Annotated in this window: 14 protein-coding genes and 1 pseudogene; 11 read left to right on the top strand and 4 right to left on the bottom strand. The window is 69.3% G+C overall.

All coding sequences use genetic code 11. The features are described from left to right. Window positions 1-56 precede the first annotated feature (56 nt). On the bottom strand, window positions 57-1,178 hold the full coding sequence (locus ACFQH9_RS04065) for a sugar ABC transporter substrate-binding protein (protein WP_379564315.1): 1,122 nt from the start codon (window positions 1,176-1,178) through the stop codon (window positions 57-59). Window positions 1,179-1,356: 178 nt separating this feature from the next. Next, a complete protein-coding gene (locus ACFQH9_RS04060) occupies window positions 1,357-2,220 on the bottom strand; it encodes a mycofactocin-coupled SDR family oxidoreductase (RefSeq protein ID WP_379564313.1) in 864 nt (287 codons plus the stop codon). A gap of 303 nt (window positions 2,221-2,523) precedes the next feature. Here ACFQH9_RS04060 and ACFQH9_RS04055 point away from each other — a divergent pair, with 303 nt between their 5' ends. From ACFQH9_RS04055 to ACFQH9_RS32180, 4 genes and pseudogenes are all read left to right on the top strand, one after another. Next, entirely contained in the window at window positions 2,524-3,138 is a 615-nt protein-coding gene (locus ACFQH9_RS04055) for a nuclear transport factor 2 family protein (RefSeq protein ID WP_379564311.1), read from the top strand. A 10-nt stretch (window positions 3,139-3,148) separates the two neighbouring features. After that, the gene (locus ACFQH9_RS04050) at window positions 3,149-4,234 is read left to right on the top strand and encodes a maleylacetate reductase (RefSeq protein WP_379564309.1); all 1,086 of its coding nucleotides are present in this window, start codon (window positions 3,149-3,151) and stop codon (window positions 4,232-4,234) included. 49 nt (window positions 4,235-4,283) lie between these two features. Then, window positions 4,284-5,147 carry a dioxygenase family protein gene (locus tag ACFQH9_RS04045; protein ID WP_379564307.1) on the top strand — a complete coding sequence of 288 codons (864 nt, stop codon included), beginning with the start codon at window positions 4,284-4,286 and terminating at the stop codon, window positions 5,145-5,147. A gap of 370 nt (window positions 5,148-5,517) precedes the next feature. Further along, window positions 5,518-5,984, top strand: a pseudogene (locus tag ACFQH9_RS32180) (transposase family protein); the annotation flags it as partial. A 28-nt stretch (window positions 5,985-6,012) separates the two neighbouring features. Here the strand turns inward: ACFQH9_RS32180 and ACFQH9_RS04035 are convergent. Continuing rightward, a complete protein-coding gene (locus ACFQH9_RS04035; protein WP_379564305.1) occupies window positions 6,013-7,038 on the bottom strand; it encodes an AraC family transcriptional regulator in 1,026 nt (341 codons plus the stop codon). Between the two features lie 204 nt (window positions 7,039-7,242). Beyond that, complete coding sequence (locus tag ACFQH9_RS04030; RefSeq protein ID WP_379564303.1) at window positions 7,243-8,292, bottom strand: LLM class flavin-dependent oxidoreductase; 1,050 nt, start codon at window positions 8,290-8,292, stop codon at window positions 7,243-7,245. A gap of 332 nt (window positions 8,293-8,624) precedes the next feature. On the opposite strand from ACFQH9_RS04030, the gene ACFQH9_RS04025 reads away from it, so the two are divergent. From ACFQH9_RS04025 to ACFQH9_RS03995, 7 genes are read left to right on the top strand one after another with little or no spacing between them, the layout of a single operon-like run. Then, a complete protein-coding gene (locus tag ACFQH9_RS04025) occupies window positions 8,625-9,710 on the top strand; it encodes an LLM class flavin-dependent oxidoreductase (RefSeq protein WP_379564301.1) in 1,086 nt (361 codons plus the stop codon). 2 nt (window positions 9,711-9,712) lie between these two features. After that, window positions 9,713-10,669 carry a 3-carboxyethylcatechol 2,3-dioxygenase gene (locus tag ACFQH9_RS04020; RefSeq protein ID WP_379564299.1) on the top strand — a complete coding sequence of 319 codons (957 nt, stop codon included), beginning with the start codon at window positions 9,713-9,715 and terminating at the stop codon, window positions 10,667-10,669. Next, a complete protein-coding gene (locus ACFQH9_RS04015) occupies window positions 10,666-11,406 on the top strand; it encodes a dienelactone hydrolase family protein (protein WP_379564297.1) in 741 nt (246 codons plus the stop codon). Before ACFQH9_RS04020 ends, ACFQH9_RS04015 begins: the two co-directional genes overlap by 4 nt. After that, window positions 11,403-12,215 carry an alpha/beta fold hydrolase gene (locus tag ACFQH9_RS04010; RefSeq protein WP_379564295.1) on the top strand — a complete coding sequence of 271 codons (813 nt, stop codon included), beginning with the start codon at window positions 11,403-11,405 and terminating at the stop codon, window positions 12,213-12,215. Before ACFQH9_RS04015 ends, ACFQH9_RS04010 begins: the two co-directional genes overlap by 4 nt. Continuing rightward, a complete protein-coding gene (locus ACFQH9_RS04005; protein ID WP_379564293.1) occupies window positions 12,212-13,117 on the top strand; it encodes an acetaldehyde dehydrogenase (acetylating) in 906 nt (301 codons plus the stop codon). The genes ACFQH9_RS04010 and ACFQH9_RS04005 overlap by 4 nt, the downstream gene beginning before the upstream one ends. Beyond that, a complete protein-coding gene (gene dmpG, locus ACFQH9_RS04000; RefSeq protein ID WP_379564291.1) occupies window positions 13,114-14,142 on the top strand; it encodes a 4-hydroxy-2-oxovalerate aldolase in 1,029 nt (342 codons plus the stop codon). The genes ACFQH9_RS04005 and dmpG overlap by 4 nt, the downstream gene beginning before the upstream one ends. Beyond that, complete coding sequence (locus ACFQH9_RS03995; RefSeq protein WP_379564289.1) at window positions 14,139-14,915, top strand: 2-keto-4-pentenoate hydratase; 777 nt, start codon at window positions 14,139-14,141, stop codon at window positions 14,913-14,915. Before dmpG ends, ACFQH9_RS03995 begins: the two co-directional genes overlap by 4 nt. The last annotated feature ends 5 nt before the right edge of the window (window positions 14,916-14,920 follow it).

Here is a 14,920-nt window from a genome sequence, read left to right as displayed (position 1 = left end):
TGCGCTGTTCGGCTCCGCAGGTGAGTCCGTCGACGTCAGGGATTCGTGGGCGGCCATCAGCTGCACAGGTCCCGTCCCGACAGACCCCAGATCTTGAGCGTGGCCAGGCAGTCCTTCGTCAGCGGGACCGCCGGGAGGTAGGCGCGCTTCGGGACCGGCCCGACCGTCAGCTCCGGGACGGTGTCGCTGGGCTCCACGGTCACCGTCTCGTCCGTGACCTTCCCCGACGCGAGGAGCTGGACCGCGGTCCGGACAGCGAGGCGGCCCTCCATCAGCGGTGGCTGCACGACCGCCGAGTAGACCTTGCCGTCCTGGAGCGGACCGAGGTTGCCCGAGCAGTTGCCGGCCACCACCGTGACGTCCTTACCGGGCTGGTACCCGTTCTGCTCGAGGGCCTCGACGATGCCCGACCCCATGTCCAGATTCTGGGCGTAGACGTAGTCGACGCCCTGGGCCTTGAACTTGGGGAGGACCTGCGACGCGTGGTTGAACCCGTCGGCGGCGTCGAGCGTGCCCGTCGCCGGCTCGTCGCGGAGCAGGTCGAACGGCGCTGCCTTGGTGGCCTCGGTGAAGCCGTCGTGCCGGTCGGCGGCGGCCTTGTAGCCGGACGGGAAGCTGAACTCGATGAGGTTGCCGTTGCCGGAGTGGAGCGTGCGGCCCGCCGCGACGTCCGCCTTGCGCGCCTCGAGCGCCTGCTGACCGGCGATCGTGCCGATCAACCCGTCGTTCGCGCCGGCGTACGCCGCGACGTACTGCTCCGTCTCCGCAGACACACCCTGATTGATCTGGATGACCGGAGCGATCCGCGCGAGCTGACGCACCGAGTTCACGCTCGCCTCGACATTGCTGGGCCACCAGATGACCGCCGCTGGCTTCTGGCCGCTCGCCAGGAACTGCTGGACCTGCTGGTCCTGCTGCGCCTGGTCGAAGTTGTTCTGGAAGACGGTGATCTCGTAGTGGTACTCGGCGGCGGTGTCCTTCACGGCCTTGATGTCCGAGGCCACGTAGGTTGCCGCGGCGGTCGGCATGAAGGCGACGAGCAGTTTGCCGCCACCGTCCAGCGAGTTGGTCGCCTGGATCTGTGCGCCGACCGAGGCGCTGCCTCCTCCGCCACACGCGCTGGCCAGCAGCAGTGCCACGGCGCTCGCGCCGACGGCGAGAAGTCTGGAGGTACGCATGGTTTCCTCTCCTGGTGTGCTGCCCGTCACCGGGTCGGGAGAAACTCCCAACGCTCCCAGTTGCAAGCAAGACAAGATGGTCACTCAGTGGCAACCGATGGTGCCTGGGTGGTGCGCAGCAGGCAGGCGGCTCCGTTGCCGGGGAGATGAAGGAACGAGATGTGGTCGGGGGCTGCGGTCAGTCCGGACGCACGGGGCTCATGTTGAGCCCGTTGAGCACCCGATGGCCGCCGTCGATCGGCAGCTCGATGCCCGTGACGTGCTCGGCCATGTCCGATGCCAGATAGAGCACCCCCTGGCTTGTCGCGTCGACCGGGAGGACGCCCCGACCCGCCAGGATGTTCCAACCGTAGGCGTTGTCCAGCCGGTCCTGCGGCGTACCGCCCTCGTGGCCGGCCATCATGTCGTAGGCGCGCTGCCACTCGTTCATCCTGGTGTCCATGAACCCGGGGCAGATCGCGTTGACCCGGACGTTGAACGGACCGAGCTCGAGCGCCGCGGCCCGCATGAGCCCGATGACACCGTGCTTCGCGGCGGTGTAGTGGGCGAAGTTCGCTCCACCCTCGAGGCCGTTGACCGACGAGATGAGGATCAGGGAGCCAGAGCGCTGCTCCATCATCGTCGGTACCGCCGCCTTGATTGTGCGCCAGACGCCGGCCAGGACGACGTCCTGGGTCTCGGCCCACTCCTCCTCGGTGATCTCCCAGAGCTTCCTCAGGCCCCAGATGCCGGCGTTCGCCACCACGACGTCGAGCCGCCCGTAGGTGGACAGGGTCTGGGCGACGGCCTGGTCGAGCGCTTCCTGTGACCGCACGTCGGCCAGGATGCCGAGGGCTTCCCCGCCGGCTTCCTTGACGAGCTCGACGGTCTCCTCGAGGTCGCTCGGGGTGGCGAGCGAGTACTCCATGGTCGCGACGTCCTCGCCGATGTCGGTGCACACCACTCGCGCCCCGGCCTCGGCGAGCCGGAGGGCGTGGCTCCGGCCCTGGCCGCGTCCTGCACCGGTGATCAGCGCAATGCGCCCGTCCAACCCCATTGTCATGGCAGTGCCTTTCGTCGGTGTCCGTGCATCCCTCGAACGGCGGGTGCCCTGGATGCCGGCTCTCGTATCGGCGTGCAGAGTAGGTGAACACCGATGCCGCGCCAACGAAGCGCTGCCACTGAGTGCACTTCCGGGAGCCGGGGCAGGCAGGGCGCAGTGCGACGCGCCGAATGCCACTGGGTGACACCAATCGCTAGCTCCCGGGATGCCCCTGTTCCTACCCTCCAGCCCACGCGTTTGGTGGGCGCTGCTCACCCGCGCTGGTCTCGCACTCACCAGGTTCGACGTCATGGAGGACTTCAGATGCCGGTTCGGCAGGACGACTATCAGGCCATCCGCGCGGTGGTCGAGAACTGGGCGGTGTGGCGTGATGCTGGCGACTGGGATCGGTTCGCCACCGTCTGGCACAGCAAGGGGTTCATGTCCGCGACCTGGTTCCGGGGCACGGCCGACGAGTTCATCGCCGCCTCGCGCGCGGGCTTCGACAAGGGAGTGCGCATCCTGCACTTCCTCGGCGGGACGTCGGTCGATGTCCGGGACGAGCGGGCGATCGCCCAGACTAAGATGACGATTACCCAGCGGGACCTGGTGCACGACGTGGAGGTCGATGTCGTATGCACCGGCCGGTTCTACGACTTCCTGGCAGTCGAGGACGGGTCCTGGCGGATCGTGCGGCGCCAGCCGATCTACGAACAGGACCGCCTCGACGTGCTGGACCCTTCGGCCGATCTCACGCTCGACGCTGACGAGCTCGCGAGCTACCCGGTCGGGTACCGGCACTTGGCGTACCTTCAGCGCCAGATCGGTTTCGATGTCAAGCAGGACCTGCCGGGGCTCACCGGCGCCGCCGTCGAGTGCCTCTACCGGGAGGGTGCGGCGTGGCTGCACGGGTCCGAGAAGCCCGGCATCCCGGCGTAGGGAGCGGCTGGTGCAGACCCGGCTCCACTACTCCCACGACACGGTCGGCGGCCGTCTGCTCTTCGGAGCCGGCAGCGCGCGCGACGCGCTCTCCGGCGAGCTGGATCGTCTGGGTGCGACGCGTGCGCTCCTAGTGGCCGACGTCGCCGCCCCGGACCTGTTGCAGCGCATCACCGAGCCCCTCGCCGATCGGATCGTCGTCACCCTCACCGACGTCCGTCAGCACGTGCCGATCGAGCAGGCCGAGGCGGCCCGGGCCGCCGCTCGGGACCACGACGTCGAAGCGATCATCACGGTAGGTGGTGGGTCGGCGACCGGTCTCGGCAAGGCGGTCGCGCTGACCAGGGACGTACCCATTATCAGCGTCCCGACCACGTACGCGGGATCCGAGCTCACGCCGATCTGGGGCCTCACGGAGGCCCGGCGCAAGAGCACCGGACGTGACGAGCGGGTGCGGCCCAAGGTCGTCGTCTACGACCCGGAGCTGCTCACCTCGTTGCCGGCGGAGGTGGCAACCGCGTCGGCGTTCAACGCCCTCGCGCACTGCTACGAGACGCTCTGGGCCTCGGCGACCACTCCCGTGGCCCGGATGTACGCCCTAGAGGGGATCGAGTGGGTCACCACCGGCCTGAGGATGTCCTCCGGTGCGGTCGGCGACGACCTGCGGCGGGCGGAGACCCTCCTGCACGGTACCTACTTCGCGGGAACCGCGTTCGCCATCACCGGCTCGGGCCTGCACCACAAGATCTGTCACGTGCTAGGCGGACGGTTCGGCCTGCCGCACGCACAGACCCACACCGCGCTGCTGCCGCACGTCGCCGCGTTCAATCAGGAGACCCTCGACGGTCTCGACCCCCGTCTCGCGCACGCCCTCCACGCTTCGGACAGCCGGGAGGGCCTCGCCGCCCTGTACGCCGCGACCGGCGCGCCGCAGTCATTACAACAGGTCGGGCTGACCGCCAGCCAGCTGCCCGAGGCGATCGCCGCGGTCCAGGAGAGCCTGCCGATCCCGAACCCGCGCCCGGTCACGGCCGCCGCCGTGGCCGAGCTGCTCACCGCCGCCTTCGACCCCGTTCGGAACCACCATGACCACTAGCCAAGACATCCGCGACTCGGCCCGGCGCGAGCGCCTGCTCACCGAGGAGGTGGTCCGCAGCTTCGCCGGCAGCGCCGACCCCCGCTTCCTCGAGGTGATGAGCAGCCTCGTCCGGCACTTGCACGCCTTCGCCCGCGACGTGCGGCTTACCGAGGAGGAATGGCAGCACGCCATCGACTTCCTCACCCGCACCGGCCAGATCTGCACGCCGACCCGCCAGGAATTCATCCTGCTGTCGGACGTGCTCGGGCTGTCGATGATGACAGTCGGCATCAACTCGCCCGGCGGCGACGGTATCACCGAGGACACCGTGTTTGGCCCCTTCTTCGTCCAGGGCAGCCCCCGCATCGACCTCGACGGCGACGTGGCCGCCGACACCGCCGGCCCTCCGTGCCATCTCAGCGGCCGGGTCCTCGACCAGGACGGCAACCCGGTGGCCGGCGCCCGGATCGAGGTGTGGGAGGCCGACGAGGACGGCTTCTACGACGTCCAGTACGACCACGGGGAGCTCCGGGGCCGAGGCCACCTGTTCACCGACGACGAGGGACGCTACGGCTTCTGGTCGGTGGTTCCCGCGCCCTACGGGATCCCGAGCGACGGGCCGGTCGGGGAGCTCCTCACCGCCGCAGGACGCTCGCCGATGCGCCCCGCCCACGTGCATTTCATGATCACCGCGGAGGGCCACCGGCGCCTGATCACGCATCTCTTCGTCGCCGACGGCCCACATCTGTCCAGTGATGCCGTCTTCGGGGTTAAGCCGAGCCTGGTCGTGCCCTTCGCGCGTCACGACCCCGATGAGGGCCCAGGAGGACGGCAGCTTGCCGACGACTGGTACAGCGCCGTGTACGACTTCACTCTCGCGCGCGAGACCACAAGCACCGCACCGATCGAGAACCCGCCAGGAGGAGGCTGACGCCGGCTCCCGGAGGTATCGCACCCGGGCCCGACGGTGTCTCCTCGGGCCTGGGTGCGCTTGCCCCGGTGATCGATCCGCACGCCCGAGCCGGGGCCTGCTTCGCGCGGCCTCGCCCGGCGCGAGCTCGCCGGTGCGCTCAGGGTGTACTACCCATAGTGGGCTACCTCGAGGGCGGCGAGGACCGCCCCAGTCGACACCTCGCCCTGCAACACGGAGTACTTCGAGGTGCCGGCGGATGGCGGTGCTCGCGCTCCGCCCGTTCCCCCGGGCACTCGAGATACCCGAACGACCGGCCAGCCGAGGGTCACGACCAATCCCCGCACCCGCGGCGGCGTTCACCAGCACGGGGACCGGGGCCACGATGCGGCCGGGCCCGACACCCGGCTGCGACCTGTGGCAGTCGGGCAAACACCACTGCCACGGCGCCAACATCCAGGTCCTGACCGCCCCGGACGGATGGCCAATCTGGGCCTCACAGGAGCGCCCGGGGCGCGAGCACGACACCGCCGCCGCCTGCCACCAGCCCGACATGCCGCCGCAACTGCAGGCCTGGGCCGACGACGAGCACTCGGCACTGGCCGATCTCGGTTAAGAGGCCGAGTCCCACCGGCTGACCTGCCCGATCAAAACCCGCCGCGGCCACCCACTCACCGTCGACCAGCGCACGGCCAACATGCTGCACTCCGCCACCCGCGCACTGGCCGAACGCGGAAACTCCCTGCTCAACACCATCTTCAAAGCACTACGCCGGGTCAGCCTGTGCCCCCGCCGGATCGGCGCGATCACCGCCGCTGCGCTCGTTCTCTCCACCAGGAACACGACCGCACCACATGATCAACGCGCTACTGAGAAAGGCTCATCGCTAGATGAACACCTTGCGTGGGCGACGCAGGGTCTCCGCAGGGCTTAGGCCATAACGGGCACTGTAAGTCGCCGTGAAGCGCCCGTAGTGGTTGAAGCCCCATCGTCTCGCGACTGCAGACGCCGTAGTCTGATCCGGTTCGGAGGCCTCTAGCTCGGCATGGATCTGCGCGAGTCGGTACTCGCGTAGATAGGCCATGGGGGGCCTACCGACATGCCGGCGGAATCCCTCTTCCAGGGCTCGCACGCTCAGCCCCGCCGCAGCGGCGAGGTCGGTGACCGACACAATTTCTGCGGCCTTTTCCTCGATCAGTTCGATGGCGTTGCGGATGCTCGCAGGCGCTTCTCTGCGTTCGGGTCCCGACAGTGCGTCCGAGTAGTTGTGCACCTGTCCTCGAAGAAGGCCTGTCATGGCCAGGCCGGCGAGGCCGCCTGCCATGACCGGGTCGGTCGTCATCCCGTCCGGTCGACCTAACTCGGAGCGCAGTAGCTGCAGGGTTCGGAGGAATGAGCCCCCTCGTGGCCCGTTGAGGTGAAGCTGGATGGCGAAGCGCAGGGGCTCCACAGGAGCCCGCCCGAGAAGGGAAGCGAGCACGTTCTCCAGTGCGGTGGGCTCGAAGCGGGCGGTGACCAGGCGGCAGTCCTGGCTCCAGTCCTCGAAGAACACTGGTTCGTCGGGCGACACCAGCACACCGCGGCCGCGGGTGGCCAGGACCGAGTCCTGCCGTTGGCCGATTCGCACATGCCCGACGCCGGCGAGCACGACCACGTAGTACCGGGGTGGGGGAGCGTAGAGCCTGACGTCGGTCCCGAGCTCGATGTAGCCGAAGTCCAAGCCGGGCATACCGTTCATCCACAAGCGCATGTCGAACCGGCCCGGCCGGCCCGCGACCTGCAGCTTGTTAGGCGCGTAGGCGTGGGAGATCGCCGCGCTCGCCTCGTCGACGTCGCTGGTGCGCACCAGGCTCCCAACCGGAGGCTTCACATCGGCAAGCACGCTGCGCGTGGGTCGGATCGGCTCGGTCACCCCGCTGTCCTCCTCTGCTCGTCACGACGCCGTGCCGACCTCAAGGGTCGGTTGTCAGAGTCCGGGTCATCGTAAGCCTGGGGCGGGGGAGCGAAAGCCGTTCTACGCCGTCGGTGCGCCGGTTATCGCGGACACGGGTGAGGATCGGCGGCGCCGTCGGACACCGCGACCGGCGTCGCCAACCCTCGGACCGAACGCGGATGGTCAGAGATGAGCGACCTCGGGCATGACCTTCTCCGCAAAGTTGCGCAGATACTGCGTGGACTGCTCGAACGTCATACCCGGCCGGTGCGCCATGAGGTGCAGTTCAGTCGGCGCCCCGTCCGCGTAGTCCGCGCGGAGCTGCGCGATCGCCTGCTCCGGGGTCTGGAACAGGTTCTCCCAGCCGGGCATGTCCTCCGGGGTCTGCGGCACCGTCTCCATCATCAGCGAGCTGTAGGGATGGAGGCCCGCCCGCTCGTAGTGGAAGGCGTGGAAGAGGCCCTCGCGGTGTTCGGCCCAGGCCTTCTCGGGGTCGTCGGTGACATAGCAGGTGCCGAACGTATAGATCTGGGCGTAGTCGTGGGGACGCTGCGCCCGCTCGCATGCCGCGTGCCATGCGGTGAGCCACTGCTTCCAGGTCTCACCGCCGGTCAGGCCCAAGAAGTAGCCACCCTGCGCGCCGACATCAAGACCGCGTCCCGCGACGCGGTCCATGGCCTTCTCGGAGAAGGCCGCGACGACCCACACCGGCAGCGGATCCTGCAGTGGTTTGGGGTTCAGCCAGACGTCGTCGAGCTGCCAACGTTTGCCGTGGTAGGAGAACGGCTCGGGAGAGCGCCAGGCCCGGGTCATGATGTCGAGGCCCTCGTCGAGCATGCTCGGCCGGTTGCGCGGGTTGATGCCGAACATGGGGAACTCCATGTCGAAGGTCGGGCCGACCTGCCCGAGGCCGACGTCGAGCCGCCCGCCGGACACGACGTCGAGCACGGCGAGCTGCTCGGCGAGCAACACCGGATGGTAGAAGGGCACCTGCATAATGTTGGTCCCGATCCGGATCGTGCTCGTTCGGCTCGCCGCCGTCGCCAAGGTGACGGGCAGGCCGGGGTTGTAGCCGTCTGGGTCACCGTGGTGCTCGCACAGGCTGATGGCGTGGAAGCCGAGTCTCTCGACCTCCTCCATGTGCTCGAAAGTGGCCCCGTAGAACTCGGACCACGGGACGTGCCACTGCTGCTTTGCAGGATTGCGGAAGTCGTAGAGGACACCGAACCGCATCGTCCACCTCCAATTACACAACGTTGTGGTCCTGGCGACTGAACCCGCCTGAGACCGTGTCGTCCATCCGCTTCTCGCGGCACCCCGTCCGCGAATCGCGGCACCCCGGCGGGGGTTCGGAGGTCCATTCACTGGAATGCTTGTCGGGCGCCGAGACGCCGTCCCGTCGATTCGCAATGACGGATCGGGGACCGTGCGGGAACTGGACGGGCACGAGCGAGGAACGGCTTGTCGATGCCTCGCGCTGCGCTTAGCGTCGCTGCTGTCTCAACCAGTTCGTGCTCGCGGAGACGACGCGGGGCGGACCGATGTCAAAGTGGACGGAGCATCAAGTGGTCAAGTCGTGGCTCTTCGAGATCTTCAGCTACCCGTACGATCCGGACCCTGCGAAGTTCGACCCGCAGCTGTGCAAGGAGCTGTACGACTGGAAGCTGGAGTCGTGGGTCGCCGCCGAGGACCAGGGGTTCGACGGGGTCTTCTTCTCCGAGCACCACTTCACGCCCTACAGCATCAGTCCCTCGCCGAACCTTCTGGTCGCGACGCTGGCGCAGCGGACCACGCGGATGCACATCGGTGTGATGGCCAACATCACCGCCTTCCACAACCCGCGCCGCCTCGCCGAGGAGGGCGCGATGCTCGACCACCTCACCGGCGGTCGTCTCGAGGTCGGCCTGGGACGGGGTGTGGATGAGCCGGAGTTCATCCGCGAGGGCGTGAAGATGGAGGAGACCCGCGCGCGGTTCGAGGAGTCGGTCGCCCTGATCCAGGCCGCGTGGAAGGAGCCTACCTGGTCGTTCCACGGTGAGTTCTACAATTACGAGAACGTCGGTATCTGGCCCCGTCCGCTGCGTCCTGAGCTGCCGATCTGGGTCACCGCGCTGAGCCCGAACACCGTTGCCTGGGCGGCGAAGAACAACTTCAGGTTCACCTCGGTGTTCTCCCCGACCGAGCAGATGCGGACGATCTTCGACGGCTACAAGAAGGCCGCCGCCGACGCCGGACGTGAGGCGCAGCCGAGCGACATGGGTGTGTGCCGCAACGTCTTCATCGCGGACTCCGAGCAGGAGGCGCGCGACCTCGCCGAGCCGGCGTTCAACGCGCTGTTCGCGGCGTTCAAGGAAGCTGCGGTGTTCCACGACCTCGACAACGTGCCCGCGGGATACGAGCACTACCAGTCCTTCTTCCGCCCGTTCGCCGGGGACGACGTCTCCTTCGACGCTCTCGTCGCGATGGGTGCGATCTGTGTGGGGACGCCGCAGACCGTCCGGGACCAGATCGTGGACCAGATCGAGACGATCGGCTGCGGGAACTTCCTCAACTGGGGCTCGTTCGGGAACCTCACCAAGGAGCAGACGATGCGCTCCTACCAGCTCTTCGGCGAGCACGTGGCGCCCGCGCTGCGCTCGCTGAACGTCTGACGATGACGTCCCGGTTCGCCCTCTGCTGCATGTCGCACTCCCCGCTGCTACACACCGCCGACCCGGGCGAGTCGGTGGCACACGCGGTGGCGGACGCGCTGCGGGAGGCCCGGGCGTTCACCGATTCCTTCGACCCGGATCTGGTCGTGATCTTCGGGCCGGACCACTACCAGGGCTTCCGGTACGAGCTGATGCCGCCCTTCTGCGTCGGCACGGCGGCGACGGCGATCGGGGACTACGGCACGAGCGCCGGGGCCCTCGACGTGCCCCAGGCCCTCGCGGACGACCTGATCGCCCACCTTCTCAACGCCGACCTCGACGTGGCGATGTCCGAGAAGATGGTCGTGGACCACGGCATCTCCCAGCCCCTCGAGGTCCTGCTCGGCTCGAGCGATGCACGCCCCGTCATCCCGCTGTTCCTGAACTCGGTGGCCCAACCACTGGGCCCGCTGCGGCGGGTTCGGCGGCTCGGGCAGGCGGTGGGGCAGTGGGCGGCTCGGCTCGACCGAAGGGTCCTGTTCGTCGGCTCGGGCGGCCTGTCGCACGACGTACCGATTCCGCGGCTGCGCGAGGCCGCCCCGGAGGCGGCCGCCTACCTGGTGGACAAGCGGCGTACCCCGGCCGAGCAGCAGGCTCGCGAGGAACTGCTCTATCAGGCGGGACAGTCCTTTGCACGCGGCGAGTCGCCTCTGATGGACCTGAACCCGGATTTGGACCTCGAGCTCCTGCAGCTGTTCGCCAAGGGCGACCTCGCGCCGTTCGACACGTTCAGTGTCGAGTGGCTCGGTGAGCAGGGCGGCAGCTCCATCCATGAGGTCCGGACGTGGATCGCGGCCCACGCCGCGTTGCGCACAGGGGGGCCCTACAGGACCGAGTCGTCGTTCTACCAGCCGGTACCGGAGTGGATCGTCGGTTTCGCGGTCACCACCGCACTGACGCGGGGAGAGGGATCGTCATGATCGAGAAGGAACTGGTCGTGCAGACTGCGGACGGGCCGATGGCCGTCGCCGTACGCCACTCTGACGGCGAGGGCCCGTTCCCTGTGGTGGTCGTGTTCCACGACGGCCCAGGGCTGCGGGAGGACGTCTACGACGTCGCCGCGAAGGTGGCCGAGGCCGGCTACTACGCCGTCCTGCCCGACCTCTACCACCGGATCGGGTCGAAGATCTCCTTCGACCTGGCCGGGATCGGCCAGGGCCCGGGCTCCCCGGAGTTCGAGCGCCTGATGACCGCAGTGGGCTCGCTGTCCGACGACGAGGTGCTCGCCGACGTGGCCGCCCTGCTCGACGGCGTCACCGAGGACCCCGTGGCGGGCTCCGGCGTCAAGGGCGCCATGGGGTTCTGCGTGGGCGCACGGCTCACCTTCCGGCTGCTCGCCTCCCGGCCGGAGGAGTTCGTGGCGGGCGCGGCCATGCACCCGTCGTTCTGCGTCACGGACGAGCCGGACTCGCCGCACCTGAGCGTCGGTTCGCTGGATGCCAAGCTGTTCGTGGCGTTCGGCGCGGCGGACACGCTCGCCTCGCTCGAGGTGAACAAGCCGCTGCGCGACGAGCTGGCCCGCGCGAACGCGACCGTCGAGGTCTACGACGGCGCCGACCACGGCTTCATGTTCCCGGGCCTCCCCGCCTACCACGAGCACGGCGCGACGGTGTCCTGGCAGCGGATCCGCGACCTCTTCGGGAGGAGACTGACGTGAGAACGGACGAGCTGGTCACCGGCCCGGACACCACCCACCTGGCGACGGCCGGCAGCGACCAGGGCCCACCGGTCCTGTTCCTCCACGGCACCGGCCCGGGCGCGACCGGTGCCCTGAGCTTCGCGCCGCTCCTGCCCGCGCTCGCCGGGTTCCGCTGCCTCGTGCCCGACCTCGTCGGGTTCGGGCGCAGCGGACACCCGCAGGACGTACCCGCCGGGCCGGGCCCCTGGTTCGACCGTCGGGTCGACGGCGTGCTCGCACTGCTCGACGCGCTCGGCCTGGACCGAGTGCACCTGGTCGGGCACTCCTACGGCGCCCGGGTCACACTGGAGCTGATCCTCCGTGTCCCCGAACGCGTCGACCGGGTCGTGCTGCTGGCCGCCGGGGGAACCCCGGTCAAGGCCAACCTCACGACCCTGATCGACTTCTACGGCGAGCCGGACGAGGCGGGCATGCGCACCGTGGTCGACGCGCAGCTGTCCCGTCCGGTACCCGGCATCGAGCGGTACGTCACCGAGCGCCTGGCCACCGCCGTCCGACCCGACGTCCAGCGGTCCTTCCAGGCCGCGATGGGCGGTGGCGCCCCCATGCCGACCTACGACGAGACGGTGCTCCCCGCCGTCTCGCACCCGGTCCTGGCGGTGCACGGCAAGGACGACGCGACGATCTCCGCCGACGCCTCGTTCTTTCTCGCCGAGCACCTGCGGCAGTGCGACCTGCACTTGTTCGCAGGCTGCGGGCACCTCCTGCAGTACGAGGTTCCGACGCGGCTCGGCTCCCTGGTCCACGACTTCCTGGCGGCGTCATGAGTTCTGCGCGAGTGCCGGCCGCGATCGTCGGGCCGGGGAACATCGGTACCGATCTGCTGGCGAAGCTCGCCGACAGCCCCGTACTGGACGTCCGGTACGTGGTCGGGGTGGTGGAGTCCGACGGCCTGGCTCGGGCCCGGGAGCGGGGGATCGCGGCGAGCGCCGAGGGCGTGGACTGGCTGCTCCGCCAGGACCCGTTGCCGCGCATCGTGTTCGAGGCGACCTCGGCGAAAGCGCACGCCGCGAACGCCCCCCGCTACGCCGCGGCGGGGATCCAGGCCGTGGACCTCACGCCCGCGCATATCGGGCCGATGGTGTCGCCCGCGGTGAACGGCACCGACCACCTCCGCTCGCCCAATGTCTCGATGATCACCTGCGGAGGCCAGGCCACGATTCCGATCGTGCACGCCGTCTCCCGGATCACGCCCGTGCCCTACGCCGAGATCGTGGCGTCCATCGCGTCACGCTCGGCGGGCGCGGGCACCCGGGCCAACATCGACGAGTTCACCCACACCACCTGCCAGGCGGTCGCCGAGGTGGGTGGGGCGGAGCGAGGCAAGGCGATCATCATCCTGAACCCCGTCGAGCCGCCGATGATCATGCGGGACACCGTGTTCTGCATGATCGGCGCCGACGCGGATCGCGACGCGATCGTCGCGTCGGTGCACGAGATGGTGGCCGAGGTGCAGCAGTACGTGCCCGGCTACACCCTGCGCGCCGAGCCCCAGTTCGACGAACCCCGCGACGACTGGGACGGCCACGCCCGCGTCGCGGTGTTCCTCGAGGTCAAGGGCAACGGTGACTACCTGCCGCCCTACGCGGGCAACCTCGACATCATGACCGCCGCGGCCGCCCGGATCGGCGAGCTCATGGCCCGAGCCCTGCTGGAGCCGACCTCATGAGACCACCCCTGCGCAATGACGTCCGCGTCATCGACACCACCCTGCGCGACGGCAGCCACGCCGTGGCGCACCGGTTCACCGAGACCCAGGTGCGCGACACCGCCAGGGCGCTCGACGCCGCCGGTGTCGAGTGGATCGAGGTCAGCCACGGCGACGGCGTCGGCGGGTCGTCGTTCAACTACGGGTTCTCGGGCACGGACGAGATGCGGCTGATCGCCGCGGCTCGGGAGGAGGTCCGCCAGGCGCGGATCGCGGTGCTGCTGGTACCGGGCATCGGTACCGTCGACGACCTCAAGCGCGCCCACGACGCCGGCGCCGAGATGGTCCGCGTGGCGACGCACTGCACCGAGGCCGACGTGTCGCCCCAGCACTTCGCCGCGGCCCGCGAGCTGGGCATGGAGACCGTCGGGTTCTTGATGATGGCCCACAAGACCAGCCCGGAGAATCTTGCGGAGCAGGCCCGGGTCATGGTCGACGCCGGTTGTCAGGCCCCATACGTCACCGACTCCGCTGGTGCTCTGCTGATGGACGACGCCCGCGCCCGCTTCGAGGCGCTGCTCGCCGAGGTCGGGGACGAGGCGTGGGTCGGCTACCACGGCCACCAGAACATGAGCCTCGGCGTGGCCAACTCGGTGATCGCGTACGAGACGGGGGTCCGCTACATCGACGGCTCGCTCTGCGCGCTCGGCGCCGGTGCGGGCAACTCCCCGACCGAGGTGCTGGGCGCGGTCTTCGACCGCCTCGGCGTCGCGACCGGCCTCGACGCAGGACTGCTGCTCGACGCCGCGGAGGAGGTCGTCCGCCCCTACCTGCAGCGGTGGCCGAAGATGGACCGCAACGCCATCGTCCAGGGCTGGGCAGGGGTGTACTCCTCGTTCCTCCTGCACGCCGAGCGTGCCGCCGAGCGGTACAAGGTGCCCGCGCACGAGATCCTGCGGCGCTGCGGCGAGCTGGGCTACGTGGGCGGCCAGGAGGACATGATCATCGACGTCGCCATCGGCCTGGCCGAGGAGCGGTCGTCATGAGCACCCCGGCCGAGAAGGCACGCGCGCTCTACGAGGCCCGCGCCACCCGCACGCCCATCCCCCCGTTCACCGACGCCGAACCCCAGCTGGGCATCACCGACGGCTACGCGATCCAGCAGGAGCTGACCGCACTGCTGCTCGCCGACGGCGACCGCATCGTCGGCCACAAGGTCGGCTTGACTGCCGCGTCCATGCAGAAGGCGCTGGGCATCGACACCCCGGACTACGGTCCCGTCCTCGCCTCCACCGTCTACCGTGACGGCGACGTCGTCCCGCTCGGGTACTTCGTCTCGCCCAAGATCGAGGCCGAGATCGTGTTCGTCCTGGGCGAGCGGCTCGCGGGACCCGGGGTCACCGTCACCCGAGCTCGGGCCGCCATCGCCGGTGCGGTCGCCGGGATGGAGATCATCGACTCCCGGATCGCCGACTGGCGGATCCGGCTCGCCGACACCGTCGCCGACCTGGCCTCCAACGGGGCCATGGCCACCTCGAGCCGCATCGTCCCGCTCGGAGACCTCGACACCCGGCTGGTCGGCATGACGCTGACCCGCAACGGCGAGCTCGTCGACACCGGAGCCGGTGCCGCGGCCCTGGGTGACCCGGTCGCCGTCGTGGCCTGGTTGGCGAACACGCTCGGCGAGCACGGGGTGGCGTTGGAGCCCGGCCACCTGATCATGACCGGCGCGCTCCACGCCGCCGTGCCGATGAACCCGGGCGACGTGTTCCGGGCCGAGTTCGACCGGCTGGGACCGGTCACCGTGAGGGTCGCGTGAACGTC

Origin of the sequence: Pseudonocardia lutea (assembly GCF_042658055.1) — a bacterium.
Taxonomy (GTDB): Bacteria; Actinomycetota; Actinomycetes; order Mycobacteriales; family Pseudonocardiaceae; genus Pseudonocardia; species Pseudonocardia lutea.
Note: the sequence above shows the minus strand (reverse complement) of the source record. Positions and strands in the feature narration are given on the sequence as shown.

Excerpts from the sequence above, each read along its gene's own strand:
- ACFQH9_RS04065 (WP_379564315.1), bottom strand. The coding sequence starts at position 1,178 with ATGCGTACCTCCAGACTTCTCGCCGTCGGCGCGAGCGCCGTGGCACTG.
- ACFQH9_RS04060 (WP_379564313.1), bottom strand. The coding sequence starts at position 2,220 with ATGACAATGGGGTTGGACGGGCGCATTGCGCTGATCACCGGTGCAGGA.
- ACFQH9_RS04055 (WP_379564311.1), top strand. The coding sequence starts at position 2,524 with ATGCCGGTTCGGCAGGACGACTATCAGGCCATCCGCGCGGTGGTCGAG.
- ACFQH9_RS04030 (WP_379564303.1), bottom strand. The coding sequence starts at position 8,292 with ATGCGGTTCGGTGTCCTCTACGACTTCCGCAATCCTGCAAAGCAGCAG.
- ACFQH9_RS04020 (WP_379564299.1), top strand. The coding sequence starts at position 9,713 with ATGACGTCCCGGTTCGCCCTCTGCTGCATGTCGCACTCCCCGCTGCTA.
- ACFQH9_RS04015 (WP_379564297.1), top strand. The coding sequence starts at position 10,666 with ATGATCGAGAAGGAACTGGTCGTGCAGACTGCGGACGGGCCGATGGCC.
- ACFQH9_RS04005 (WP_379564293.1), top strand. The coding sequence starts at position 12,212 with ATGAGTTCTGCGCGAGTGCCGGCCGCGATCGTCGGGCCGGGGAACATC.
- dmpG (WP_379564291.1), top strand. The coding sequence starts at position 13,114 with ATGAGACCACCCCTGCGCAATGACGTCCGCGTCATCGACACCACCCTG.
- ACFQH9_RS03995 (WP_379564289.1), top strand. The coding sequence starts at position 14,139 with ATGAGCACCCCGGCCGAGAAGGCACGCGCGCTCTACGAGGCCCGCGCC.